This window comes from Terrimonas ferruginea DSM 30193 (assembly GCF_000425585.1).
GTDB classification, from domain to species: domain Bacteria; phylum Bacteroidota; class Bacteroidia; order Chitinophagales; family Chitinophagaceae; genus Terrimonas; species Terrimonas ferruginea.
Genome location: NZ_AUDS01000010.1, coordinates 16,518 through 43,047, shown reverse-complemented (window position 1 = coordinate 43,047; position 26,530 = coordinate 16,518). Strand labels below are relative to the sequence as shown.

Below are 26,530 nucleotides of genomic sequence, written 5' to 3'. Positions count from 1 at the left end.
ACTCCGTTTTTAAATCATTCGGCTTTCATCACGGGCGACCGTTCTGATACGCCGTTTTCGTTAATAGCTTCGATGGCGAAATAATAGGTTTTCTCACGATCCATGGCTTTGTAATAGTATTCGTTTGCATCGTGCACCATGATGCAGTTGTACAGCTTGCCGGGAGAAACGCCTGTATAAATATTATAGGCGTACGCATTGCCGGACGGACTCCATTTGATCCAGGCGCTGCGTTTATCTTTTTCCGTGCGGAGCACAATGAGTTGTTTCACCGGCTCCGGTTTTGCACCCTTGCCATATCCGAATACCCGCAATCCGCTGATGGCAAATTTACCGGTAGGCATGTGAATATTCTCCAGTTTTATGTAACGGGTTTGTACTGGTTTTGTTAATTCTACATATTCATGCGGTACATCCGTCTGGTTCTGGCTTTTATCGACCAGCAGTTGCCATTTTTTTCCATCAGTTGAATGCCATAAACGATATTGATGATACACACCGGCCGATTTGCCGAGAAAACTGCTGTCTACATCCTGATCGGCATAATTGATTTGTATGCCTCTCACTTCCGATAATGCACCAAGATCTGTTTGTATCCATTCGCCTTTGTTACCAGTCGCTGCGCTCCAATAGGTTTTGATATTCTCATCCACCGCGTGATTGGCGACATAACTTCCCAATGTGGAGGAAACCGTCACCGGTTTTTTGTAATTGAGCAACATCCATCCGGTGAACGAGGCATGTTTCGCCGGATCATAGGGCGCCTGCGGAATAGTAGTGGAAGGAAGGTAGTGCGGATAATCACCGAAGCGCGTGTTGCAGTACATCACACCGTCTGCATCAAAACCTGCCGGCCATATTCCGATGCGTCTTTCAAAATTATTTTTCACACCCAAAACAATCGTAGATACGTGCCAATAATTCTGGTAATTGTCTTTGAACGTAGCGCCATGTCCTGCCCCTCTTGCAAAGCCGCCGGGTTTGTAGCTGAACGGATCTGATTGTGGTACAAACGGCCCTAATGGCCCCGGACCAACTACCACACCATCGGCATAGCCGCTGAATTCCGTGCCCGGTGCGCCGTATTGCAGGTAATATTTCCCGTTGTGTTTGGTCATGTGCGCGCCTTCCAGGAATGGATCGAGGAAGGTATTGTCGAGGTATTCACCGAAGCGTTGCCATCCGTATCGCCATTGTTCCAGGAAATACATTTCTTTTCTTGTGCCGATGGGCTGGAGTGTTTTGCGGTTCAACTCGATGCCATAAAGCGGATAACGGTTGCTGCTACCGTTGTACATGTAAAGACGTCCATCATCGTCGGTAAAAAAATCCGGGTCCCAGCCGCCGATCTCAAAAGAATCGACAAGTGGTTTCCATTCATCTTTTTTTGGATTGGTGCTCATCCACACCGTGAAGTTGCTGCTGTAGGTAGAGCCGAACACGATCATGGTATCGCCGATAATGCCAACCGCCGGCGCGCATAATTCGTCATATACTTTATTCCAGGGACGCAGGAACCTACGGGGAACAAAATTCCATTTTTGCATATCGCTGCTCCACCAATAACCCCATTGGTTGGTGCTGAATAAAAAGTAATCGCCTTTATAATTCACGATCACCGGATCCGCCGTAGCGCGGTGACGTCCCCATTCGCTGAAGTTGGGTATCGGCGTATAGCCATAGTCAACATTGATGGGATTGCAATATGTTTTTTGCTGCGCAAAAGAAACGTTGCACAGCATGAGCATCACACAAAAAATCATCGTCCGCTTCAGGGTCATATTTTCCTATTTTTCAGATTCCAATTTCTTTATTCCGTTACGTATATCCGGGTTGCTCATGAATAATTTCCAGATCAATCCTGTTCTGTAGTTTTCGATCATCACTACCATCGGCGCCTGGTTCAGCCCCATGAAAATATCAGAACACCAGTTTTGCGAAAGGTTGAAGGCATCCCGGAAGCCGTATTCGCCCCAGAGAAAATGACCATAATCGTAATAAAATTTCTTCAGCGCTTTCATCGACTCGTCAGGCGTGTAGGGAAAAGAACTGATGGCGCCTGTTGGCGTGATCTTTCCATTATCCTGGTGTTGGGCAGGTTCATCCGCCGAATAACGGCGCGGGCCATCACTTGCCGTCAATCCCCAACTACTATCGCTGTAACCTTTGAACCGGTTGGGGTTGGCTACGCAATATTTATAATTGATGCGCGCGATGTTTTGGTTATTGGTAAAATAATTTACATAACGGTCTGTGATCTGGTGCGGATCGTAACCCATGTAAGAGTAGTGTGTAAAAAACAAAGGTCCGCCGCTCGACACCCCTACATCGAGTTTGATGCCCTGGTAGGTCTTGCCGTTCGTGTACATCGAGCCGTCTTTTGTTTCGCCCCAGGCTGCACGGTATTGCTGTGCAATGGTATCCTGGCTGGCCCAGCCGCTATAATACATCGAGGCAGGAATAGCATGCGTTGGCGATGCGATCGCTAACAGATAGGTAACCATCGTTTCGTTCCAGCCGATCAGGCGGTGATCGATGATCCATTCTTTGTCCGGCGACCAATGCCAGTACAGGTAGGGACTTTCTGCATAACGCCTGTACCACTTCCATTCGATACCCTGCCACAGACGCGTGATGGAATTACGGATCGCCTCTTCCGCTGCATTTTCTTTATTGAAATAAGCCTTTGCGGTCAGCAATCCCTGCACCAGGAAAGCAGTCTCCACGAGGTCGCCTCCGTTATCTCTTTGTCCGAAGAATGGTTCCACTTTAGCAGTTGGTCCATCCATGAAATGTGCGAAAGCACCATGAAATTTTTCTGAACGTTCGAGGAATTGCGTGATGCGCGTAAACCGTTCAACCGCCTGCTGACGTGTAACGAATCCGCGTTCGGTGCCGGCTACCAATGCCATCATACCAAACCCTGCGGCGCCCATGGCCACCATGTTTTCGCGGCCGGGAATATTCTCGCGTGCCAGTCCGCTGTTGGCCTCAGCGCCTTCCCAATAATAGCGGAAGGCTGCTTCCTGCACCATCGTCAGCAATTCTTCGTCGCTCATGCGGCGTGTCTTTGCGGTCACGGTGCTTACAGATTTTAATTCGCGGTATTGCTTGTCAAGGAAAGAAACCTGGTAAGAGATTTTATTGTTGTTTTTTCCTACATAGTCTGCATAGCGGTTTACAGCAGGTTGCTGTATGCCAACAGGGGTATACTGACGGCCATCTTCCGAGCGATATATTTTCACGTATCGGATATTGGGATCGGCGGGTTTATCCCAGGTGATATCTATATGCCGGTCGTAGCCTGTTGCCGAACGCAACACCGGCTTAAGCGTCAGTGGAAGATTGCTCATGGATGAGCAGAAGAGAATATCATCCACATACAACGTATGTTTTTTTCCATCCTTACCTTGCTGCGAGAATACAACAGCCACCACATCCCTGATGCGCGCAGGATCTTCTACTCCAAGTGCGCCCACGGGCAGCACAAACCGTTGCCATTTACCTGCTGCTACCGGCAACAATGAACCTTTCGGAGAAAAAGTGCTGTCGCGATACATCAATCTTACACTGGGCAACCCTGTTGTAATGGCAACAGGGCTGTACAACCAGCAGGAAAAATAATTTGCTTTGTTGAATTGATCGATGCCACGCAGGCGCGGTCGGATAACCGCGGCATCCCAGCTTCCATTGGTGCCATTGGTATACGTCATACGCAATGCGTTGCCGGGTGTATTAAAAATAGTTTCGCTCACGGGAAGTCTGCCGTCGGTATGTTCAACGGAAGAAGCACCGGAAGCAATGGCATGGCTGAAAAAATACGAACCGTTCATGCGGCTATTGACGAATACGGTGTAGTCCTGCGGAGGTTCCGCACTACGCGCAATCGTCGCTGTCAGCAGGGCAAGGGCAAACAGACTGATTCTTTTCATATGCATCGTCATTTTTGTGATAACCATGGGCTCTGGAAGTCGAGCTTGCGCAATCCTTCCTTTATTTCCGGGCAACTCATGAACAAACGCCAGAGTAGTCCGGAGCGATAGTTCTCCATCATCACTACTACCGGTCCCTGGTCGATGGCCAGGTAATGTTGCGGATACCATTTATACGTATCACTGAACGCATCATAGAAACCATAAGGTCCCCAGAGTTGGCTGCGCCGTTCATTGTACCAATATTTCATCGCCGCCATTGATTGTGCGGGTGTATAAGGAAAAGAGGCGAGTGCTGCGGTAGGACTGATCACACCGAGATCATTGGTGCTGTCGGGGGCATGCGCATGATAACCTCTTACGGAATAACTGGCAGTCAATCCCCAATTGTTGGAAGCGTAACCTTGGTACTGCTTCGGATTATTTACGCACCATTGATAATTGATCAACGCCTGGTTGCGTGTCTCGGTTTCGTAATTGGCGTAGCGGTCTTTCAATCCGCGCGGGTCCAATCCGAGATAAGAATAATGTGCCCAGAACAGCGGGCCGCCGTTCGGTACATCACCCTGGTAGAGAAGTTCCATGTCATATCCGCCGTAGCTCCAGGGTTTGCGGATGGCACCGTTTTGCGCCCAGCCCTGGTGATAAACGGAAGCCGGCACACCATGCGTGGGTGAAGAAGCCGCCAGGATATACATGATCAGGCACTCGTTGTAGCCTTTCACGGGGAAATTCATCTGCCATCCATATTCCGGGCTCCAATGCCAGTACAATACTTCCTGCCCGTTGCGGTACCAATCAAATTCCACTTCGCGCCACAGTTTGTCGATACGTGCGGCAATCTTTTTTTCCGCATCACTGCCATCGCGATAGTATTGGCGAACGCAGAGCAATCCCTGCAACATGAAAGAAGTTTCTACCAGGTCGCCACCGTTATCACGACGACCGAAAGGTTTTACCTTTCCGGTATTGCCGTGCCACCAGTGGGGCCATGCTCCGTGAAAGCGATCGGCTCTTTCGAGAAAGCTCACAATTGTTTCCATGCGTTTCAACCCCTGTTCTCTTGTGATGAATCCTCTTTCTATTCCCACAAGAATGGCCATCACGCCAAAACCGCCACCACCGCTGGTAATTACGGATTGGTCTTTTTGCGGATAAATGCTATCGATATGAATACGTTCTCTTGCCAATCCGCTTGTTGGTTCGGCACCGTCCCAGAAATACTGAAATGTCTGTTGCTGTACCTGCCGGAACAATGCCGTATCCGATGCCGCCACTGCATTACTGCTGCCGACCGGGCGGTTGGCACAACCGGCAAGCAACAACATAGCAACGCATCCGGTAAAAAAATTCAATCTTTTCATAACACTACATTTCATCAGAGATAGGGTGCAGTAAATCCAAGATTACGCATACCCGTTTTTATTTCCGGACAACTCGTAAATAAATTCCAAAGCAGGCCTGTACGATAGTTCTCGATCATGATGATGATCGGTCCCTGGTCGATGGCAAGATGTGAACCGGCAAACCACTGATCTTTTAATGAAAACGCATCGATAAACCCGTACTCTTTCCAGAGCCGGTCACCGAGCACATAATAGAAAAACCGGAGCGCGGCCAATGACTGCTGTGGTGTATAAGGAAAAGAAGACAATGCTGCCGTAGGTGCAATTACGCCAACATCATTCGTTGGAGAGCTGGCCGTATAGCCGTTTGGAATATCGCTTGCTGTCAGTCCCCAAACCGAATCGCTGTAACCATAGTAGTTACGCGGATTCTGTTTGCAATATTCATAATTGATGAGTGCATGATTCCTTACCTGCGTATTATAATTGGCGTATGCATCCACCAAACCATTCGGGTTGATGCCCAGGAAGGAATAATGGGAAAGGAAAAGCGGTCCGCCGCGGTCAGGACCGAGCGGCAGGTTATAACCATAATAATTGTTGCCATTGCGGATAGCACCGTTAGCGGCCCATCCATTGTCATATACAATTTTGGGAATCGGATTGGTGGGCGCAGAGGCGGCCAGCACGTAAGTAATCAGGCATTCGTTCCATCCGCGGATCGGGAGGTTCATGGCCCAGCCCAGGTTATCGCTGTAATGCCAATACAGGGTATTTTGCCCTCCTCTTCTGAACCAGTCCCAGTCGATGCCATTCCAGATGGCGTTGATATCGGCGCGGAGCGCTGTTTCTTCGGCGCCTGCTCCGTTGAAATATTGCCTGGCGGTAAGCAGTCCCTGCATAAGTAAGGAAGTCTCCACCAGGTCGGCACCATTATCATTTGCACTGAAAGGAACGATTGCGCCGGTGGTGCCATCGATCCAATGTGAAAAAGCGCCTTTCACTTTAACGGCCGTATTCTTCAGAAAACCGACCATGGTGCGGAGCCGTGTTACAGCGGCGGTGCGTGTAACAAATCCTCTTTCCACGCCCGTTACGATCGCCATCACACCAAAACCTGAACCTCCTGACGTAACAACATTGTTGTTGCCGTTGCTCCGTTCGCGCGCGAGAAAGCTGGTGGGATGTGCGAAGTCCCAGAAATATCTGAATGTTTGCTGCTGCACTTTGGTCATTAACTCCTCATCACTGATCTGTGGAAACTTGCGGGAAGAATCGATGCCGGTGCTGAGATTGATGGTCACCGGATTCAACAGGCGTCCGCCGTTGCGGCTGCGCAATTGTTCGGTAACGGTAAGGTTATATGATGAAAAGCCACTCAGCGGAGCGGCCGGTTTTATTTGCAGTATTGTGTTGTTGTTTTCCAGTTGCTGGGTATAGTTGACGGAAGATCCTCCCTGTTTCAACGTGATACCTGCCGGAATAGTCGCCTGGTCGATCGGTGAAGAAAAAGTAAACCGGATCGTTGGATTGTTGTTGAGCCCGTTATAAGACAACGTGCCATTATAAGAGCCATTCACCGTAAACGAAAGAGTGAGACTTTGTGGTTCACTACCACCATCGGATTTTTTGCAATTGGTATTCATCAGCAGTAATACTGCGAGACAAACGAACCATTGAGAAGTGCGGGAAAATAAGTTCATGAGTACCTTTTAAAAAAATGGAAGAAGCCCGGAAGCTCGTCCAGGCTTCTTCCAACTATTCTTGGGAATTATTTACCGGCTACACCCAGTTTATAGAGTGCTTTGATGTGTGCTGCGCCCAGTATGGTATTGTAAACGCGGATCTCGTCTACTTTACCATTCATAGGAACGGTCCAGGTATCGGCAGTTGCTGCCATACCGGGAATGTTGTTGTACCATCCGCCGATGATCAGGGCGTTTGGCTGCCAGCTTTTGAAATAATTGGTACCACGGTTCTGGTAATCGGTCGTACCGATCATTTCACCGTCGGCCCAGATCTGCAGGTTGTTTGCCGTATAGTCATAAGTGGTTACGATGTGTATCCACTTGTTGGGACCTGTCTTCGGTGATTTGAAACCAGCCAGCCATGGAGCATTCAGGTTGTCCTGTGTACCGTTGTTGAGATCGGCAAAGATGGCTTTGATCACCATTTTGTTCAGCTCCGTAGCGGGGTTTTGTCCCGTTTCGATCATGGAGTTGATATTGCCGAACAGTTTGCCGGGACGTGTTACCTGGAATACCATGGTAGGCGTAGATCCGTTGTTCAACACCTGCACCCATTCGCTGACGGTCCAGCTTTTGAGGTCGGCATTGAAAGCGGGAATCTGTGTTCCGTAGTAGAGGTAACCGTTGGCGAGATTGAGAGCTTTACCGCGTACGCCACCCGTCACATAAGAGTCGTTTACTGAAGACGTGGGCGCGATACCGGATTTCTTTTCTGCCTTGGTATCGTCGAAGCTCCAGTAAGCAACAAGGTTGCTGGTATAGATCTGTTCGGAACTATCGTATCCGTCGATCTTGTCGCCGAAGTCATTAGGAGATGTACCAGGCAGATCATTCTGATTGGTTTTCTTACAGGATGTGGCTACCAGCACGCATCCCAGAAATGCCATCACCCACGCAGGCCAGGTTCTAGTTATCTTTTTCATGATTATGCTTTTTTAATAATTCGGGTTTTGAATAAGTCTGCCACCTGAAATATCGATCTGTTCCTGCGGGATAGGCAGTACCTGATCGCGGGCAGCGTTAAAGTTGGGACGACCGGAAGACTGCAAAGTGCTTGCGGCAATGCCCCAGCGTACGAGATCGAAGAAACGGTCATGCTCCATGGCCAGTTCCACACGGCGTTCCTGGCGGATTGCTGTACGCAATGTAGCCTGAACGGTGGTGGTAACGGGAGGCAGGATGGCATTGTTGCCGGCGCGTGCCCTTGCTCGCACCATTTCGAGTTTAGCCAACGCTTCTGTTGTGTTGGCAGCGCCGCCGAGTTCGTTGGCCGCTTCTGCATACATGAGCAAGACGTCTGCATAACGCAGCATCCGCACGTTCATCCACCAGCCGAAACGGTTGTTAACCGTACCGCGTACAGCAGGATTGGTATATACCTTTTCGTTGTAGCGCGGGTTAGGAAGTGCGGCAGGCAATGTTTCATTATAATAAGTGGTCTCGCCGGCATAGAGAATAGTCCGCTCTTTGCGGGGATCACCGGCTTCGAAAGCTGCTTCCAGGTAAGTGGAAGGAACGTTGAAGCCCCAGCCAAGATCCCACTGTCCGGTACCACGAACACCCTGCACATTGGTATATTGTACACCAAAAGCTGTACCATCGGGGTTGGAGGCGTCGGCATAAGCCTGGATCTCGAACAATGATTCAGAAGAGTTCTCCCCTATTTCACTGAAGATATCGCGGTAAGGTGTATTGAGGTTATAAACGCCGGAAGTGATCACTGTTTGTGCAGCGCCCATGGCAGGACCCCACTTCTGTTGTGTGAGATACACTTTCGCCAGCAATCCCCAGGCGGCTCCGCTTGTTACACGACCGATGAATTTATTATCCCAGCGTTGTGGCAGGTTGGCCGCAGCGAATTGCAGATCGCTTTCAATGAGTGTATAAATCTCTGCCGGAGTAGCACGTGCCAGGTTCGGAGGCGTTGCATAGACCGTATCGATCTTTGGTACACCACCCCACAAGCGCACCATCATGAAGTAGCAATAGCCACGGATAAAGCGGGCTTCGGCACGTGCCTGCTCTTTAAATGGTGCAGAAGAAGGACGTGTATCTTCCGATACCTGCTTCAACACATCGTTGCAACGGGCGACAGCGTCATAATAATCTTTCCATGATTCATTCACCAGGCCGTTGGTCGGTGTTACGGGAAAATTATCCATCTCTATCTGTGTAGGCCCGTCCGCAGAGGTACTGCCTTTGTCGGCGTCGTCACTGCGGATGCTGGTCTCGCCCACAAACGCGAAGGCGGCAACACCCCCTTTACGCAACGCAGCGTAAGCTCCGAATATGTACTGGTCAAAAGGACCGGAGCCGGAAGGATAAGGATAGGTACCGGAATCATATTGACCCTGCGGATTCCGGTCGAGGAAATCTTTGCGGCACGAAGGCAGTATGCCGGCGAGCAACAGCGAGAGCAGCACCAGCCCCACACTGCTTTTTATTGTTATCTTTTTCATATCTCGAATCGTTTAACTAATTAGAAGATCAGGTTCAAACCAAATGTATAAACGGCCGGAACCGGATAAGCTCCGTTGTCTGCACCGCCGGCAATCGGGCTGCTGAGCGGCACTTCAGGAGAGTAACCGGTAGCATACGCGAATGTGGCAATGTTTTGTCCGCTGATGAACAAACGCAGCGATTGCGCACCGATCTTGCGGAATGCGTTCTGTCCGAATGTATATCCAAGCTGCAGGGTGCGGATACGCAGGTAATCACCTTTCTCCAGGTAGTAGCTGCTGAACAGGAAGTTGTTGGAGCGCGTGTTGTCAAGGATCGGTTCAATGTTGGTTGTACCAGCACCTGTCCATGCATCCAGCCGATTGGTTTCATAGTTCAGTGTTGCAAAGGTGGCAGTACGGCGCTGTGTATAGATCTTGTTGCCGCCTACACCCTGCAGTTCAATCATGAAATCAAAGTTTTTGTATCCGAGGCTGATGTTGCCACCAAAGTTCCAGCGGGGGAACGGTGTTCCGAGGAATGTACGGTCTTTGTCATCCAGCACACCATCGCCATTGGTATCGGCATAAGCAATATCGCCGGGCAGTGAATTGCTGAAGTGAGGAGCTTTGTCCAGCTCAGCAGTTGACTGATAGATACCGATCTGGCGGTAACCGTAGAAATAACCGATAGAATAACCGGTAGCCGTACGGTTTACACCACCATTACCCAACAACTGGAAAGTAATACCGTCACCGATAGATTCCACATTGTTGTCGTTGTAGCTTAGGTTGCCTCCGATGCGGTAAGTGAGGTCTTTGCCGATGCGGTTGTTATAGCTGGCCGACACTTCTATACCCTGGTTGGTAATAGTACCAAGGTTGGTGAAAAAACGAAGGCTGGTTGACGGAAGGGTGATGAATGAAAGAATGTCCACCGTTTTGCGGTTATAGAAGTTAACATCCAGGCTCAGTTTGTTGGACAAGGTACGCAGTTCCATTCCCACATCGATACCGCGTGTTGTCTCCGCTTTCAGGTCTGGGTCCGCAACATAATCAGGCACAACAGCGGGATAAACGTTCGGACCAAATACGCCGGCATTGGCATTATTCAGGATGGGGCGGAATACGTTGGGAGAGATACCCAGGCCATTACCTACCGTACCATAAGCTGCACGGAGTTTCAGGAAGTCGATGTTTTTCACTTTGAAGAAATCTTCATCGGTTACTACCCAACCAAGACCTATGCTCGCAAAATTATTCCAGCGGCCGCTTGGCGAATAGTTGGAATTGCCCTCACGACGGTAGGTTGCATTCAGCAGGTACTTGTCGCGGAAAGAATAGCTGACACGGCCGAAGTAAGACATAAAGGCCTGCTCGCTGCCACCACCGCCATAGTTACCGGGATTGGAACGGTTGGCAATATTGAGGTACCAGAAATCAGGATCATTAGGAATGTTCAGCGTGGTATCGGTACGGTTACCGCTGATATCAACTGCGCCGCGGAACAATGTAGTGAAACCAGCCACTACATTCAGGCGGTGATCCTGGTTGATCACTTTGTCGAAGGTAAGTGTATGATCCTGCTGGAAGTTGCGGTACTGCGCTTGTGATTGCGTTACACCTGTTCTTTGTGAAACGTCGAACGTGGTGTCGGTAGGAATCGCCCCTTCACCCAGGTTGATAAAGGTATAAGGCAACGGCGTGTAAGAACGTGATTGGTTAAAGCCAAGGTCTGTATAGAAAGTAGATTTCCAGGTAAACGCTTTGAGGAATTTGATCTCTGCAAATACGCTACCGGTAGCGCGGAAACCATCGTTGATCGCGGTTCTGTCGAAGCGGTCGAGTCTGGCCTGCGGGTTAGACACCTGCGCGCGCTGGAACGATGGCATGCTGTAATACAATCCATCGTCTACTTTACCACCAACGATCGGAGCGGCCCACAATGCATTCAGCACGTCGGCACCCGGGTTGTTTTTCTTGAAAAAGAAACCGGTAACGTCTGCACCAATACGGATGCCGTTGGTTACGCGGATCTCTTCATTCAAACGGATCATCAGCTTCTGGTATTTGTCATTACGGAGCACACCTTCCTGCGTGTTGTAACCCACGTTGAGGTAAGTGCTGGTTTTTTCTCCCGTGTTGGAAATACTGATGCTGTTGTTGTTCATGATCGCGTTGCGCAGCACCACATCCTGCCAATCTGTGTTAGCCGTATAATTGGAAAAATCAAACGGTGCCGCACCGGTGTTGGACAATTGCTGTGAATAGAGATTTTTAAATCCATTGGCATCCACGAGATCCACTTTTTTATGTACCACCTGCACACCCACCTGGCTCTGGAAATTCACGCGGGTTTGTCCTTTCTTGGCGCGTTTGGTGGTAACGATGATTACACCATTGCCTGCCTGCAAACCGAAGATGGCGAGTGAGGAAGGATCTTTCAGGATCTCGATGCTTTCGATGTCGCTCGGGTTAAGGTAGTCGATATTGGTTTGAAAGATACCGTCCACCACATACAGCGGATCGCCGCTGTTGGTACTGTTGTTACCACGGATGCGGACTGTTGGCGCAGCACCTGCAGCTCCGGAGTTCACCACGGTGAGACCGGCCACTTTACCTTGCAAAGAAGAAACAGGGTTGTTGGCGGGCATCTTGGCGATATCGTTACCCGAAACAGAAGAAATAGAACCTGTCAGGTCGCGCTTGCGTTGTGAACCGTAACCCACCACCACTACTTTCTCCATTTCATTGCTGGCTGGAGTAAGGTTGATGCTGAGTTCGGTTTTACCGCCGGCAGCGATCTCACGTGGTTCGTAGCCGATCGAAGAAATAACCAGTGTTACGTTGGCATCAGGCGCATTCAGGGTGAATGTACCATCGTTGCCGGTAGTAGTACCGATAGAAGTTCCTTTGATCTGAACGGATGCACCGGGCAGGGGCATATTGCCTTCGCCGGTCACCACACCTCTGATGATCACATCCGGTGCTTTCTTACCGGCATCTTCGCGGATCACCACAAGATTGTTATCCATCAACTGATACGACAACCGCGTGCGCTCCAGCAGTGTTTGCAGCACATCATTGAGGTCGGCATCCGTCACGCGGATAGTTACTTTGTCCCGGATGTCCTGCAGCATATCATTGTACAGGAAGCGGTAAGAAGTTTGTTTTTCGATTGTGCGGAGAATAGAACTGATCTCCGTTTTCTTTACGCTCAGGCTGATCTTGTCCTGTCCGAAACCACGGGCAGACACATTCAAGGCCAGTGCAAGCATAAAAGCAGTTGTTAATTTCATAACAAGCAGAACTTTTGGTGGTAACGACCATTTCCGGGTCGTTAAGAAACATTTCATAATTTTAGAATTAGGGTTAAACAATCGTGCATGCATTTTGTACGTTTAGCCTTAACGGGGAATGCGCCAACATTCTCCGTTACTTTTTTTATACCGGTGCCAGGTTATTCAGGTGAACCAATAAATATTTCATTTTTATTTATTTTAAAGATGAAGGGATTGGCGGTGCTGAGTGCCGTGAAGGCCTGTTCTACCGATTCCTGTTTGAAGGTGCCGTTGAAGCGGAGTCGTTTCACCGTGGAATCTGTAAAAGTGATCCGCACATTGTACCAGCGCTCGAGCTTGCGGCCGAGTTCTTCAAAACTATCCCCGCGAAATTCCAACCTGCTATATACCCAGGCCGTTTCAAACCGGTCATTCGCTGCTTTGGTGGTGTCGATTGTCTGTATTTCATACAGGGGATATGGCAGCCCTTTTGTCAAGTCGTTCTGTTGTTTTTCGCCGGTACCTTTATTATTGCGTTGCAAAATGAGTTTCTCATTGGGGCGCAGCAGGATGCTGGTATCGCCATGGCCTGCCGGGCGCACTACACGCACCGATCCCTGGAAAAGCGTGGTTTCAATAGTGCGGTCGTCAGGATAGGCTTTCACATTGAATACGGTTCCCAAAACCTGTATGTCCACTCCGCCCGTATGCACGATGAAAGGCTGATCCGTTTTTTTGGTTACCTGGAAATAAGCTTCGCCATCAAGATGTACCTCGCGTGTGGCGCCATTAAAGTCGTTGTCACAAACCAGCTTTGAACCGCCGTTGAGCCATACGATGGTTCCGTCGGATAACAAAAACCGGGAGCGGCTGCCGTTGCGCACGACCATCGACTCCAGGTCTGCATTTTTTTCCAAGGTTTTGGAAGCAGTGGCTGTTTTTACGGGAGCGGGCCAGAAAACAACTACGGAGACCGCTAAAAGAATGATGATGGCAGAGGTGAAAAATAAGAGCCGGCGGCGGGAGGAAGCAGGCGCAGCAGGACCGACAGCCATTTCCGCACGATGGAAAATTTTCTGCACCGCCTGACGCACGTCCTGGTTATCGGTGTTCGCGGCTGATCGGTCGCGCCATAAACGGTTAAGAATTTCAAATTGCTGCTGGAGGGAAGGATCTACGTTCAGCAACATAGCAAGCTCTTCCTGTTCGGAGGAAGAGGCTTCTTTGTTAAGTGAACGGGCAAGTAGTTGCCATTTTCGGTCTTGTAAATCCATGCAGCAAGCGTCGTTATCCTGATAAGGACAGCGATTTGCCGATGATCTACTAAAGGACTGTTAAATTTTTTTTGACTTTTTTTCCGGTGTGGCGGTCCGGTGGGCACTATCCGGCTTGTCGATTTGCAGCGACTGGCAGATTTTTCTAACGGCAATAGCCATTTGCGCGTCGATGGTGTTGACGCTTATATTCAGGATTTCCGCTACTTCCTTGTAACGGAGGCCGTCTTCGCGGATGAGTTTGAAGATCATTTTGCAGCGCGGAGGCAATGCATCGATGGCCGCCTGCATTTTGTGCATCATTTCCGCTGTAATCATCAACTCGTAGGGATCGGCGGCAAACCCTTCCACGGCAATGTTGAGGTGATCGAAAGGCGCGGACACCAGTTCGCGGGCTTTCCGGGAAAGTGCGTTGAGGGCGGTATTTTTTACCGCTACATATAAGTATACGGTAAGATTGCTGATTTCTGCGGCCTGGCGGCGGTTGGCCCAGAGCTTAACAAAAACATCTTCCACCAGCTCTTCGGCTATTTCGTGAGAACGGACCAGCGAGAAAGCAAACTGGTTGAGGCGGCCGGCGAAATGCAGATACAACTGGGTAAAGGCAGCTTCGTCGTCGGCAGCAATGCGGCTCTGTAATGCGTTAAGCCCGGGAGTTATATGGGTGTTCTGCGCAGGCAATCGATTTTCGGACGTGTGTCCGATACACTAAGTTATAAAAAAACAACAGGTTGCAGCAAGGATTTATCAACCGGCAGCGCCGGTTTATGTCAAGGCTTCAACCCGGGTGCAAGATAAACTTTTCCCGCTTTACCACTTACACCCGTTAGTTTTGTAAATTTGCTTAACAACATTTTGCTTATGCCAGTTCAGGACATGGAAAAAATTTTCCAGGACACGGTAGACAGGGAGGTGAAGATCGAGCCCTTAAACTGGATGCCCGATGCTTACCGGAAAACGCTGGTCCGCCAGATCAGCCAGCATGCTCACAGCGAAATTGTGGGTATGCTGCCGGAAGGTGCGTGGATTACCCGGGCCCCTTCCTTGAAACGCAAGGCCATCCTGCTTGCCAAAGTGCAGGATGAGGCCGGTCATGGACTATACCTGTATTCCGCCGCAGAAACGCTGGGTACTTCCCGCGAGCAGATGATCGATGATCTGCACACCGGCAAAGCCAAGTATTCCTCCATTTTCAATTATCCAACCGTTACATGGGCCGATATCGGTGCCATCGGCTGGCTCGTGGATGGCGCCGCCATTCTCAACCAGGTGATGCTTTGCCGTACCTCATACGGTCCATATGCCCGCGCCATGGTGCGGATATGCAAGGAAGAAAGCTTTCACCAGCGCCAGGGTTTCGACATCCTGCTTACGCTGAGCAACGGTACCGAAGAGCAGCGCGCTATGTGCCAGGACGCCATCAACCGCTGGTGGTGGCCGTCGCTGATGATGTTTGGCCCCCGCGATACGGAGAGCACCAACAGCGACCAAAGCATGAAATGGAAGATCAAACGCAAAACAAACGATGAACTGCGCCAGCAATTTGTAGACATGTGCGTGGAGCAGGTAAAAGTGCTGGGCATGACACTACCCGACCCGGATCTTAAATGGAATGAAGAAAGCGGCCACTATGATTTCGGTGAAATAGACTGGAACGAATTCTGGGCAGTGGTAAAAGGCAATGGTCCCTGCAACAAAGAGCGACTCGAAGCCCGCCGCCAGGCTTGGGAAGAAGGCACCTGGGTGCGTGAAGCAGCAGCAGCCCATGCCGCAAAACAACAATCAAAAAAACAGGCAAGTGCTGCCTGACCTTTGAACTGACACATGAATACATTCCCCCGCAGATTTTTTTACGGAGATATTCCGGGCGACAACACCGGAGGCGATTCCACTCCGACGTCAACAGCGGCTGCCACTGACTGGCCGCTCTGGGAAATTTTCATCCGGAGCAAACAAGGACTCGATCATAAACATGTGGGCAGCCTGCATGCGGCCGATGCGCGCATGGCCATCGAAAATGCCCGCGACGTATACACGCGCCGCCTCGAAGGAGTAAGCATCTGGGTGGTCGAAAGCCGGTATATTCACGCCAGCAGCCCCGATGAAGCGGACAGCCTTTATGAACCTGCTGCCGACAAGATCTATCGTCATCCTACATTTTATCAACTGCCGGACGAAGTCAATCATATGTGACCACTTCCGCATGGTATAATATCCACACATGTCACAGCTTATCGACTATACCTGCTACCTGGGTGATAACGCCCTGATCCTCGGTCACCGCAACAGCGAATGGTGCGGCCATGGCCCCGTGCTGGAGCAGGATATCGCCATTACCAATATTTCCCTTGACCTCATTGGCCAGGCCCGCAATTTCTATCAGTATACCGCATCGCTCAAAGGCGGCGACACGACGGAAGATACACTGGCTTACCACCGCGATGCCGCAGGTTTCCGCAACGTGCTGCTGGCAGAACAACCGCGCGGCGACTGGGCTTACACCATCATGCGCCAGTTCCTGTTCAGCTCCTGGCAACACCTGCTGTATACTTCACTGCAGCACAGCAGCGATACACAACTGGCCGCTATCGCGGCTAAAGCTTTGAAAGAAGTCACGTACCATCAACGATGGTCGGCCGAATGGGTGGTACGTCTCGGAGACGGCACGCAACTTAGTCACGAAAAGATAAACACCGCACTGCAAAGCATGTGGCCGCTGACAGCGGAATTATTTGTACCCGCAGCATTTGAACTGGCGGCCCCCGCCATCGATCCGAAAACATTGCAACAGCCATGGCATGCACAGGTAGCCGAAGTTTTCCGCGAAGCGGAATTAACCCTACCGGCTGCTGTTGATGGCAACAGTGATGGTAAAAACGGCGCACATACAGCATATCTTGAAACATTATTGCAGGAGATGCAATATTTACCGCGCACCTTTCCCAACGCTACCTGGTAAATAAACAACAAGATTGGTCCCGGATAAAAAAACGATATGGTCCCTTCTTTCAGCCATCACCGATCCTGAAATCCCGGTATTGTCCATTACCGACCTGGGCATCGTGCGCGATGTGCAGATCGATGGCGAGGATGTGGAAGTGATCATCACGCCTACTTATTCCGGTTGCCCGGCCATGGATGTGATCGCATCGGGCATCCGCCTCGAATTGGAAGGCCGTGGATATGGGAAAATAGCCGTTACACAGGTATTATCGCCTGCCTGGACCACCGACTGGATGACGGAAACGGGTAAGGAAAAATTAAAAGCCTATGGCATTGCGCCGCCGCAGCCGCAGCGCCACACCTGCACCCCGGGTTTGTTTGCCACCGCCGATGCCGTACCTTGCCCGCAATGCGGATCATGGCACACCAAACTGCTCAGCGAATTTGGCAGCACCGCCTGCAAAGCATTGTACCAATGCCAGGACTGTAAGGAGCCTTTTGATTATTTTAAATGTCACTGAGGGATAATTAGACAATTTGAAGATTTGGAAATGTGCGGGAGCAATCAGACTCTTTAAATCATCAATCGTCTTTAAAATATCATATGAATTGAGGTTTTTCCAGCCTGTCCGGAAACATTCTCAAATTTTCAAATCATCAAATTACCAAATCAGCATGTCCATTTTATTCGAACAGATCAACCACATTGCGCGCATCACGCTCAACAGACCCGACAAACTGAACAGCTTTGACCGGGAAATGGCTTTATTGCTGCAGGACTATCTCGATCAGTGCAAGGATGACAGTATCCGTTGCGTTTACATTACCGGCAATGGAAAAGCCTTTAGTGCAGGACAAGACCTGGCGGAAGTGACCGACCCGAACGGGCCGGGCATGAACCGTATCCTGAGCGAACATTACAACCCGATCGTCATAAAAATTCGAGAACTGAAAAAACCGGTTGTGTCCGCCATCAATGGTGTAGCTGCCGGCGCAGGTGCCAACATAGCGCTCTGCTGTGATATTGCTGTGGCGGCGGAATCGGCCTCGTTCATCCAGGCCTTCTCCAAAATCGGCCTCATCCCCGATTCAGGCGGAACCTTCTTCCTGCCGCGTCTCATCGGGTGGCAAAAGGCTTCGGCGATCATGATGCTGGGCGATAAAATAGATGCAACAACCGCCGAGCGTTGGGGCATGCTTTACCGGGTATTCCCCGATGAGCAATTTGCGGCCGCATCCTGGCAAATAGCAGAAACACTTTCCAATATGCCGACCACCGGTCTGGCTTATACCAAAAAAGGACTACAATGGGGATTTACCCATACGATGTATGAACAACTGCAGAACGAAGACAAATTGCAGCAGTGGGCCGCTGCTACGGAAGATTTTAAAGAAGGGGTAGCCGCATTTATCGAAAAACGCAAACCTCAATTCATCGGTAAATAAGCATGAATACGGTTAAACATACGGATGAACTCGCGCAACGCGTTGTAGAAAAAATGATGCGGGACGATCTTTTCTCACGCTGGCTGGGAATCGAAGTGCTGGAGGTAAAAACAGGTTACAGCAAAATAACCATGAAAGTCCGCGAGGAAATGATCAATGGGTTCGGCATCGTACATGGCGGCGTAGCTTTTTCACTCGCCGACAGCGCTTTTGCCTTTGCCTGCAATAACCGCAATGTATTATCAGTAGCGCTCGATACCTCGATCAATTTCACCAAACCTGTACACGTGGGCGACCAACTGATTGCTGAAGCAACTGAACTGCACAATGGCCGTTCCACAGGTCTTTATCATATTACGGTTACCAATCAGCATGGCCATACGGTTGCGTTATTTAAAGGCACTTGTTTCCGCACCAATAAATCGCTGATCAGCGAAGATGCGCATTGAACCAGGCCTCTGTTCGTATGGTCAATAATTCAGCGGCATGTTTCATGGCGTAAGCACTGTCCGTTTCGGCATCTGTCAGGGTAATGATACCCACAAGGCTGCTGAGTGTGTTGCCTGACCATGCTTCTTCATCGAGCACACCGCAACAGGCTAGCACGGGCACACCCGCCGCCGCTGCCTGCGAAACAATTTTTGCAATCACTTTCCCTTGCAGCGTTTGGGCATCGATTTTTCCTTCGCCGGTAATGGCGAGGTTGGCGTGCTGCATCGCGTTTTCCAATCCGGCTGCTTCGCTGATCAATTCGATGCCGGGTATCAGTTGCACATCAAAATAAGATAACAGGGAAATAGCAATGCCGCCGGCCGCACCTGTTCCCGGTACGTTGGCGGATTGGCGGCCCGTGGTTTCTTCCAATACAGCGGCCAATTGCCGCAGGCCATTGTCCAGTTGCTGCACCTGTGCAGCATCGGCTCCTTTTTGCGGAGCATAAACAAAGGCTGCGCCCTGTGGACCGTAAAGCACGTTGTTTACATCGCAGGCGATCTGGATGCGGATATCGGGTAATGTATCCGGGGCAATTATTTTTTTAAGTGCCGCGAGGCTCCCTCCGCCCAGGGGCAGTTCCTGATCGTTTGCATCGAGTAATGTAAAGCCGAGCGCTTTCAGGATGCCGGTACCGCCATCGGTAGTGGCGCTTCCGCCAAGTCCTAAAATGATTTTTTTTGCGCCGCGGCCGATGGCATCGCGCAGCAGAAGTCCCGTACCGTAGGTAGAAGCTTCCAGCGGTTTTAGTTGTTTGGCATCCAGCATGGCGAGGCCGCTGGCCACTGCCATTTCTATAATGGCCAGTTGTTCCGTCGCGCTCCATTCGTAACCCGCGGTTATGGCTTTCCCTAATGCATCAACGCAGTTCACACTGACGGATGATGTTCCTTTATAATATTTTAAAACGGCGGCAAAGCCGTCGCCGCCATCGGCCATGGGTAGTTGCCGTACTTCCGCATCCGGCCACAAGCGCACCACTGCCGCTTCCAATGCTTTACAAACTTCAAAACTGGTCAGACTTCCTTTGAATTTATCCGGAGCGAGAACGACTTTCATACCGTCAAAGGTAAGGCAGAAGGCTTGGGGTGTAAGGTATAGGGCTTATGCATAATTAAAAGGGTCAGGTGAAATGGCGCGAACCCTACCTGCTTACTACTTAAAACCTCACATCCTGAACCTTAAGCCTTACGCCTTTTACCTTACACCTTATGCCCTACACCTTTTACCTTTACACCATGATCTACTCCTTCAAAGGCGCAATCCCTGTCGTCCATCCTTCTTCTTTCGTTCATCCGCAGGCGGTGGTTACGGGAAATGTGATCATTGGAAAAAAATGTTACATCGGTCCCGGCGCGGCCATCCGCGGCGACTGGGGGACAATCATTATCGAAGATGGCTGCAATGTACAGGAGAACTGCACCATTCATATGTTTCCCGGCACTACTGTATTGCTGAAAAAAGGGGCACATATCGGGCATGGCGCGGTGGTGCACGGCGCTACCGTCGGCCGCCAATGCCTGGTGGGTATGAATGCGGTGATCATGGATGATGTGGTGCTGGGTGATGAATGCATCGTGGGTGCATTGAGTTTGCTGAAAGCCGGAGAACAATTTCCCCGGAGAAGCCTTATTGCCGGCAACCCCGGAAAAATCATCAAAAAAGTAAGCAACGAAATGATCCGCTGGAAAAAAGAAGGCACCGCCTTATATCAGCAGCTGCCGGCCGATTGTTTTGAATCGTTGCAGGTTTGTGCGCCGCTTCCCAAACCGCAAAAGATATCCGCGATGCCGCCCGAACAAATTTATAAGCGCTGGAAAAAGAAATAGTTAGACGTTATTTTAAAAAAATATTTGCCAAACACTTGCGAAGCTGCCGCCGGGTGTATACATTTGCCTTCCAAGATTCAAATCCTCTCCGAAGAATACACGGTATACACTTTATACCAATTTAACGTACCAGTCCTCTACAAAACCTCTCAGAATTCACATCCTGTAAATAGCCTCTCCAAGTCCCCCTGAACCATCCGGTTTCGCTATTTCTATTTTTTGTTATAAAACCTGAGAGCATGAAAACTTCTACCCGTAACCTTAAAGGGCTGTTGCAGTCCCTTCTACTAACTGCTGCCCTGTTTGGCTTCCAACAAGCCAACGCACAGGAGAGAGCTTACCAAAACATTTATTCCAACACCATCCAGGGTGATTTTGAAATGATCGGCAACACCGTGCTGGCGCGCTACAACAACAGCGGCACTTCTTTTCATTCCGACATGAACAGCAATACCACTGGCAACGGAGTGAATATGCGTAATGTAGACGTTGACAACGTGTCTTCTACCCGCAACTCTTCGATGGCAAAACTTACACTGCCTGCAGGCAGTACAGTGTTGTTTGCGCGTGTATATTGGGGTGGTCGTGCCAATGACGCCGACTACAATATGACTACGGCGGCTAACCGCCAGATCAAGTTTCGTAAAGGCACCGGTGGCTACAATACGATCACCGCCACTCAGGTGGATATCGTTGACCGGGGAAGCTATGTTCAATACCAGGCGTGGGCGCCTTTGGCACTGACCGGCGATCCTAACGGAGAATACTGGGCGGCAGATCTTCCTGTAAGTACAGGCGACTACTCCGGCAGCGGCGCTTATGGTGGCTGGTCGCTTCTCGTAGTATACACCAACAATACGCTTCCTTACAAAAGCGTGCGCGTATACGATGGTTATCAGCAAGTATATTCCGGCGGAGACCCCGTTACTTCTACTATCAGCCTCTCGGGGCTGAGCATTCCAACAGGCGTAGGCTCTGAAGCCCGCATGGCCACACTGGTATGGGAAGGTGATGGCGACCTGACGGGTGACTACATCAAGATCAACGGCACCAAGTTCAGCGACGCGCTGAATCCTGCCAACAACCCTTTCAACGGCACTATTTCCTACAAAGGAGCGGTCCGGCCATCTGATTCACGCAATCCCTACTTTGCAAACCAGATGTCTATTGACATCGACCAGATCGATGCGAGCGCTTATATTCCTTCAGGATCGTCTACGGTACAATTTGAATTCTTCACCGAAGCCGACTCTTACTTCCCATCGATTTTTGCCTTCTCTTCGCGTGCGCTGGCTCCGACCATCACATTGGATAAAACGGTTACCAGCAGCATTGCTCCTTTCAACCTGCTGAATCCGAACGAGCTGCTGACCTACACTTTGTCAGGTACCAACAGCGGCGGATCACCGGTCAACAACTGTTTCATTACAGATACCATTCCTTTCGGCCTTACTTATGAGCCCGGAACGATGAAAATCCTGACCAACTCTGCAGGCGCATTCACCGGTAATGCTTCGGATGCTGCCGGCGACGATATAGCCGTTTATGCAGGAAATGGTACTACCGTTAAACGTCACATTAAAGTAAACATCGGTGCGGGTGCTACTGCAACAGCAGGTGGTACGCTGAATGCAGGCGATAGTTACTCGATGACCTTCCAGTGCCGCACTCCATCCAACGCAACAGCGATCAACTATGTATCCAACACGGCTCGTATCCAGGGTTCTGTAGGAGTTGTTCAGTATGTAGACGATGGCACCGCTGAAATGGGCCCTCCCGGTATCACCCTCGCGGTTAAACTTACCAGCTTTGATGTGACGCGCAATGGCAACCTCGCCGACCTGAAATGGACAACTGCAGGCGAATTGAAAAACGACCGTTTTGAGATCGAACGCAGCACAGATGGTATTAACTTCAGCAAAGTGGGTATTGTAAACGGCTCCGGCACCACCAACGAAGTGAAGAACTACCAGTACAGTGATGCACTGCCGGCCAACGCAACAATCGTATACTACCAACTGCGTATTATCGACATCGATGCCAAATCAACTTTCAGCAAAATCGTAGCAGTACGTGTAAGCGGCAGCGCTGCGCTGAAAAGCTACACGGTATATCCCAACCCGTTCATCAACGACATCAAACTGCAACTGAGCAGCACACGTGAAACAACGGTAACGGTGAGAATCCTGAGCGTAACCGGTCAGCAGGAAGTACTTCGCAATGTACCTGTGCAACCAGGCAATAACATTGTAGTAATCAAAGACCTCGATAACCTGAAAGCAGGCCTGCACCTGATGGAAATAATTACAGAAGATGGAAAAATAACTCAGAAGATCCTGAAAAAATAATGCTCAGGGTTTTATAACCTGGCCCCTCTAGGCCTTTCGCGGAGGGGCTTTTTTTTCTAAAATAACAGGGTGAAAAAACCCGTCATTAGTTTTCCACTTTATTAGGCGTACACCTTTCGAATTGATATCTTCGCCAACCCAATAAATCCCCGATCCTCCTCAAAAACCGCTCGTCCAAGCTTATACCGTTTTAACACCTCGCTCCAACAATCCTGCTGAATCCCTCCCCCCGTCAGTTTGTTACCCGAAAACAGCGAGCTATTTCGCGCATTGTTTACTGTATAAAACCTATTACGAGCATGAAAAATTTCTACTCTCTTGGCAAAAGTCTGTTCCTGCTGGCCGTTTTGGCTATCGCCGGTCAGGCAAACGCCCAAAGCGTATCAGCAAATGTCAGCAACCTGGTACGCCCTGTGGCACCTTACACCGTATCTGTTAATCTCGATCGCCAATCCGGTGGCTGGGGCAACAGTGGTAGCGGTAATTATGTATGGACCGTTACGCCTGCTACCGGTGTAACCTTCGGCAGCTACTCCCAATCAGGAAATGCTGCCGGTGATGTTACTGCTACTTTCTCTGCCGCCGCACTCGGTACTTACACTTTCCGTCTTACACGTGGTTCCAACACGGCTACTACTACCGTTACAATCGGTAATATGTCGGCAAGCACTTCAAACGGCGACCGTGTTGCCGCCCTGCGCGTAACCAACGGCACCCTGAACTCTGGCCCGGGCAATATCTTTACCCCCAGCGTAACTACTGCCGCACTCGGTATTGCTCCAAGTGGACACCACTACTACCTGCCCAGCACCTACGATGGCAATAACGGTTTTGTAACGGTCTACGCAGCTAATCCTGATGGTTCGGGTAACCGCGCAATCGCTTCTGCCGACCTGAACGGATCAAGCAACAACACACTTGGCTTCGTACGCCTCGCTATCGACGCTACCGGCAAAGGATGGATCCTCGCTGGTGATGACACCCGTCTTTACCTCGCCAGCTTCCAGACCAACGGCACCAACAACACTTCCATTACTGTAGTAGACAACAGCGTTACGCTGGTTGGCGGTACGGTAAGTTCATTCTTCAACGGTGATATCTGTTTCTCCGGCAACGGCACCATGTATGCCCTGGCCAACAGCGCATCCGGTGGCGTAACCCAGATTTATGTTGGTCAGCCCAACGGCAGCAATACCGTACTCACCAAGAAGTGGGATCTCCGCGATAACAACGGTAACGTATTCAACGGCTCTGTGAATGGTGTTGCTTTCGATCTGCTTGGTTCCCTGTACATCTCTACAGGATCTGGCCTCTATTATATCAACCAGTCTACCGTTAACACAGGCACCGGCACTGTACAATGTGCACTGGTATCTGCTTTCAGCGGTTATACCGATCTCGGCAGCAACGTTTACCCTCAGAACACAACCCTGCCTGTTGACCTGCTGAGCTTCACCGGCACCTACAACAACCAGGCTACCCAACTCAACTGGGAAACAGCTGCTGAAGTAAACCTCCGCCATTTCGAAGTGGAAAGAAGCACCGACGGTGTGAATTTCACGGCTATCGCAACCGTAAATGCAGGTGGCACACGCTACCAATATACAGACGACCTGTCTGCTGTAAGCGGCAACGTATTCCACTACCGTCTCAAAGCAGTAGACAACGATGATCGTTTCAAATATTCCCAAGTGGTAACCATCCGCAAAGGCAACCAGGATATCTCCGGTGTAGTACTGCACCCAAGCCCTGTTACCAGCGGTCGTGGCAGCATCCGCTTCCAGGCCGAACGTAACGGCGAAGCTGATATCCGCGTAATTGACCTGACCGGTAAAGTGGTACTGCAACAAAAAGTTCGCGTATACACTGGTGCTAACAGTGTTCCGGTTAACCAACTCGATCGCCTGAAACCAGGTAACTACGTATTGCAACTGACTACAGCCGACCAAAACAGCGCTGTGAAGTTCACCGTAATCCAGTAAGCATCGAACCAACTGTTTATATAAAAAAACCCGCCACTACGGCGGGTTTTTTTACTGCCTGCGGCGAAAAAAGAAAAGTTCGCCCGTGAATTGTCGTAACTTAATAGCCCGAATAATTCCCAAACCAAAATTCAGCTCATGAAAAAAAATCTACTCCGTTCTTCTTTTCTTGCCGGTAGTTTTTTGTTGGGTGTTGCAGCCCAGGCACAAGCCGATCGTTTTGCCTATGCCATCACAGACCTGACCAAAGAAGGTTATAACTGGAGCGTGCTTCGTCGCATCGATCTTTCCTCGAACACCTTCAGCGATGTGTTGCTGAATGGTGCCGACATGAATGCACAGCTTTATGATGCTTCCGGTAAGAAGGCACTCGCTGCACAACAGGATGCCATTTACGGCCGCCTGGCCAATGCTCCTTTCGGTACAGGTGTGGCAGCACTGGCTTATGATAAAAAAAATAACCGGCTCTGGTATACGCCCATGCTGCTGGACCAGCTCCGCTACATCGACCTCGGCACCATGCAGGTGTCCGTTGTAGACCTGCCACTCACCGGTGCCCGGCAAAAAGCTTCCGACCAGAGCGATATCATCACGCGCATGGTGATCGGTGACGACGGAAACGGCTATGCCATTACCAATGACGGCAAACAGGTATTCCGTTTCGCCGCAGGCAAAAAAGGAGCTATCCAGGTTACATCGCTGGGTTCGCTCACTGACGCACAGGAAAACAAAGGTGTCTCCATCTTCAATTCCTGCACCAGCTACGGTGGCGATATAGTAGCCGACGACGATGGACACCTGTACCTGTTTTCTGCCCGTAACAATGTATTTAAAATAGACCTGGAAACGCGTGTAGCCACCCATCTCGGTGCCGTAACAGGATTGCCTGCCGGATTTTCCATGAATGGTGCAGCCGTCACCGAACGCAACACTGTGTTGCTGACCAGCGCTACCGATAACAGTGGTATGTTTGAGATGGATGTAAAAACGCTGGGCGTTACACCGGTAAAAACAACTGATGTTCCCTGGCGCACCTCCGATCTGGCCAACAGCAACCTGCTGAAATCGGGCAAAAAAGATATCGGCATACCCGACGTGATCGCCAGTACCGGTACCGGCAAAGGCTTTGCGGAAGTGTTCCCCAACCCGGTTACCACACGCCAGTTTACTTTACAATTCAACGAGGCGAAGCCTGGCAATTATATGGTGCAAATCCTGGATGGTTATGGTAAGGAAGTAAGCCGCCAGCAGGTGAGCGTAACAAGCAAAGGACAGGTATCCGCTATAAAAATGCCCACAGTTACTACTTCAGGTGTGTACCTGGTAAAGGTGACCGATAACCAGCGTAAAGCGGTGTTTACGGATAAGCTGCTGGTGCAATAGGAAGAATATGCCCTTCCTTCGGAAGGGGCCATGTGTAAATGTGTAAATGATGTGATACCTGAAGTTTCCGACTGATAAGTATCATGAC

20 protein-coding genes are annotated in these 26,530 nt (G+C 50.2%); 10 read left to right on the top strand and 10 right to left on the bottom strand.

Annotation, left to right across the window (positions count from 1 at the left end; all coding sequences use genetic code 11):
• Positions 1-14 precede the first annotated feature (14 nt).
• The 9 genes from H608_RS0103235 to H608_RS0103195 form a co-directional block, all read right to left on the bottom strand.
• Positions 15-1,781, bottom strand: a complete 1,767-nt coding sequence (locus tag H608_RS0103235) for a family 43 glycosylhydrolase (protein ID WP_081658779.1) — start codon at positions 1,779-1,781, stop codon at positions 15-17.
• Positions 1,782-1,787: 6 nt separating this feature from the next.
• A complete protein-coding gene (locus H608_RS0103230; protein WP_028786415.1) occupies positions 1,788-3,932 on the bottom strand; it encodes a glucoamylase family protein in 2,145 nt (714 codons plus the stop codon).
• Between the two features lie 8 nt (positions 3,933-3,940).
• Positions 3,941-5,296, bottom strand: a complete 1,356-nt coding sequence (locus H608_RS0103225) for a glucoamylase family protein (protein WP_028786414.1) — start codon at positions 5,294-5,296, stop codon at positions 3,941-3,943.
• A gap of 14 nt (positions 5,297-5,310) precedes the next feature.
• Positions 5,311-6,981, bottom strand: coding sequence for a glucoamylase family protein (locus H608_RS0103220; protein WP_028786413.1), 1,671 nt, complete (start codon positions 6,979-6,981; stop codon positions 5,311-5,313).
• A 68-nt stretch (positions 6,982-7,049) separates the two neighbouring features.
• Complete coding sequence (locus tag H608_RS0103215; RefSeq protein WP_038007001.1) at positions 7,050-7,949, bottom strand: LamG-like jellyroll fold domain-containing protein; 900 nt, start codon at positions 7,947-7,949, stop codon at positions 7,050-7,052.
• A gap of 12 nt (positions 7,950-7,961) precedes the next feature.
• The gene (locus H608_RS0103210) at positions 7,962-9,485 is read right to left on the bottom strand and encodes a RagB/SusD family nutrient uptake outer membrane protein (protein ID WP_028786411.1); all 1,524 of its coding nucleotides are present in this window, start codon (positions 9,483-9,485) and stop codon (positions 7,962-7,964) included.
• 20 nt (positions 9,486-9,505) lie between these two features.
• Positions 9,506-12,763 carry a TonB-dependent receptor gene (locus tag H608_RS0103205; protein ID WP_028786410.1) on the bottom strand — a complete coding sequence of 1,086 codons (3,258 nt, stop codon included), beginning with the start codon at positions 12,761-12,763 and terminating at the stop codon, positions 9,506-9,508.
• A 161-nt stretch (positions 12,764-12,924) separates the two neighbouring features.
• Positions 12,925-14,019 carry a FecR family protein gene (locus H608_RS23370; protein ID WP_028786409.1) on the bottom strand — a complete coding sequence of 365 codons (1,095 nt, stop codon included), beginning with the start codon at positions 14,017-14,019 and terminating at the stop codon, positions 12,925-12,927.
• 60 nt (positions 14,020-14,079) lie between these two features.
• Positions 14,080-14,700, bottom strand: a complete 621-nt coding sequence (locus tag H608_RS0103195) for an RNA polymerase sigma-70 factor (protein ID WP_245565714.1) — start codon at positions 14,698-14,700, stop codon at positions 14,080-14,082.
• A 180-nt stretch (positions 14,701-14,880) separates the two neighbouring features.
• Between H608_RS0103195 and paaA the strand changes: the two genes are divergently transcribed.
• From paaA to paaI, 6 genes are all read left to right on the top strand, one after another.
• A complete protein-coding gene (gene paaA, locus H608_RS0103190; protein WP_028786407.1) occupies positions 14,881-15,828 on the top strand; it encodes a 1,2-phenylacetyl-CoA epoxidase subunit PaaA in 948 nt (315 codons plus the stop codon).
• 15 nt (positions 15,829-15,843) lie between these two features.
• Complete coding sequence (paaB, locus tag H608_RS0103185) at positions 15,844-16,212, top strand: 1,2-phenylacetyl-CoA epoxidase subunit PaaB (protein WP_081658778.1); 369 nt, start codon at positions 15,844-15,846, stop codon at positions 16,210-16,212.
• 28 nt (positions 16,213-16,240) lie between these two features.
• The gene (gene paaC / locus H608_RS0103180; protein ID WP_028786405.1) at positions 16,241-16,978 is read left to right on the top strand and encodes a 1,2-phenylacetyl-CoA epoxidase subunit PaaC; all 738 of its coding nucleotides are present in this window, start codon (positions 16,241-16,243) and stop codon (positions 16,976-16,978) included.
• A gap of 13 nt (positions 16,979-16,991) precedes the next feature.
• The gene (gene paaD, locus H608_RS0103175) at positions 16,992-17,483 is read left to right on the top strand and encodes a 1,2-phenylacetyl-CoA epoxidase subunit PaaD (protein ID WP_028786404.1); all 492 of its coding nucleotides are present in this window, start codon (positions 16,992-16,994) and stop codon (positions 17,481-17,483) included.
• A gap of 154 nt (positions 17,484-17,637) precedes the next feature.
• Entirely contained in the window at positions 17,638-18,408 is a 771-nt protein-coding gene (locus H608_RS0103170; protein ID WP_038006997.1) for an enoyl-CoA hydratase-related protein, read from the top strand.
• A 2-nt stretch (positions 18,409-18,410) separates the two neighbouring features.
• Entirely contained in the window at positions 18,411-18,857 is a 447-nt protein-coding gene (gene paaI, locus H608_RS0103165) for a hydroxyphenylacetyl-CoA thioesterase PaaI (protein WP_028786402.1), read from the top strand.
• Here the strand turns inward: paaI and H608_RS21065 are convergent.
• Entirely contained in the window at positions 18,838-19,959 is a 1,122-nt protein-coding gene (locus H608_RS21065) for a glycerate kinase (protein WP_051267982.1), read from the bottom strand. The genes paaI and H608_RS21065 overlap by 20 nt on opposite strands.
• A gap of 152 nt (positions 19,960-20,111) precedes the next feature.
• Here H608_RS21065 and H608_RS0103155 point away from each other — a divergent pair, with 152 nt between their 5' ends.
• From H608_RS0103155 to H608_RS0103140, 4 genes are all read left to right on the top strand, one after another.
• Positions 20,112-20,729, top strand: coding sequence for an acyltransferase (locus H608_RS0103155; protein ID WP_245565713.1), 618 nt, complete (start codon positions 20,112-20,114; stop codon positions 20,727-20,729).
• Between the two features lie 239 nt (positions 20,730-20,968).
• On the top strand, positions 20,969-23,077 hold the full coding sequence (locus H608_RS0103150) for a T9SS type A sorting domain-containing protein (protein WP_028786400.1): 2,109 nt from the start codon (positions 20,969-20,971) through the stop codon (positions 23,075-23,077).
• Positions 23,078-23,376: 299 nt separating this feature from the next.
• Positions 23,377-25,059 (top strand): T9SS type A sorting domain-containing protein, encoded by a 1,683-nt coding sequence (locus H608_RS0103145; protein ID WP_028786399.1) that lies wholly within the window; start codon positions 23,377-23,379, stop codon positions 25,057-25,059.
• Positions 25,060-25,197: 138 nt separating this feature from the next.
• Entirely contained in the window at positions 25,198-26,442 is a 1,245-nt protein-coding gene (locus H608_RS0103140; protein ID WP_028786398.1) for a T9SS type A sorting domain-containing protein, read from the top strand.
• Positions 26,443-26,530 lie beyond the last annotated feature (88 nt).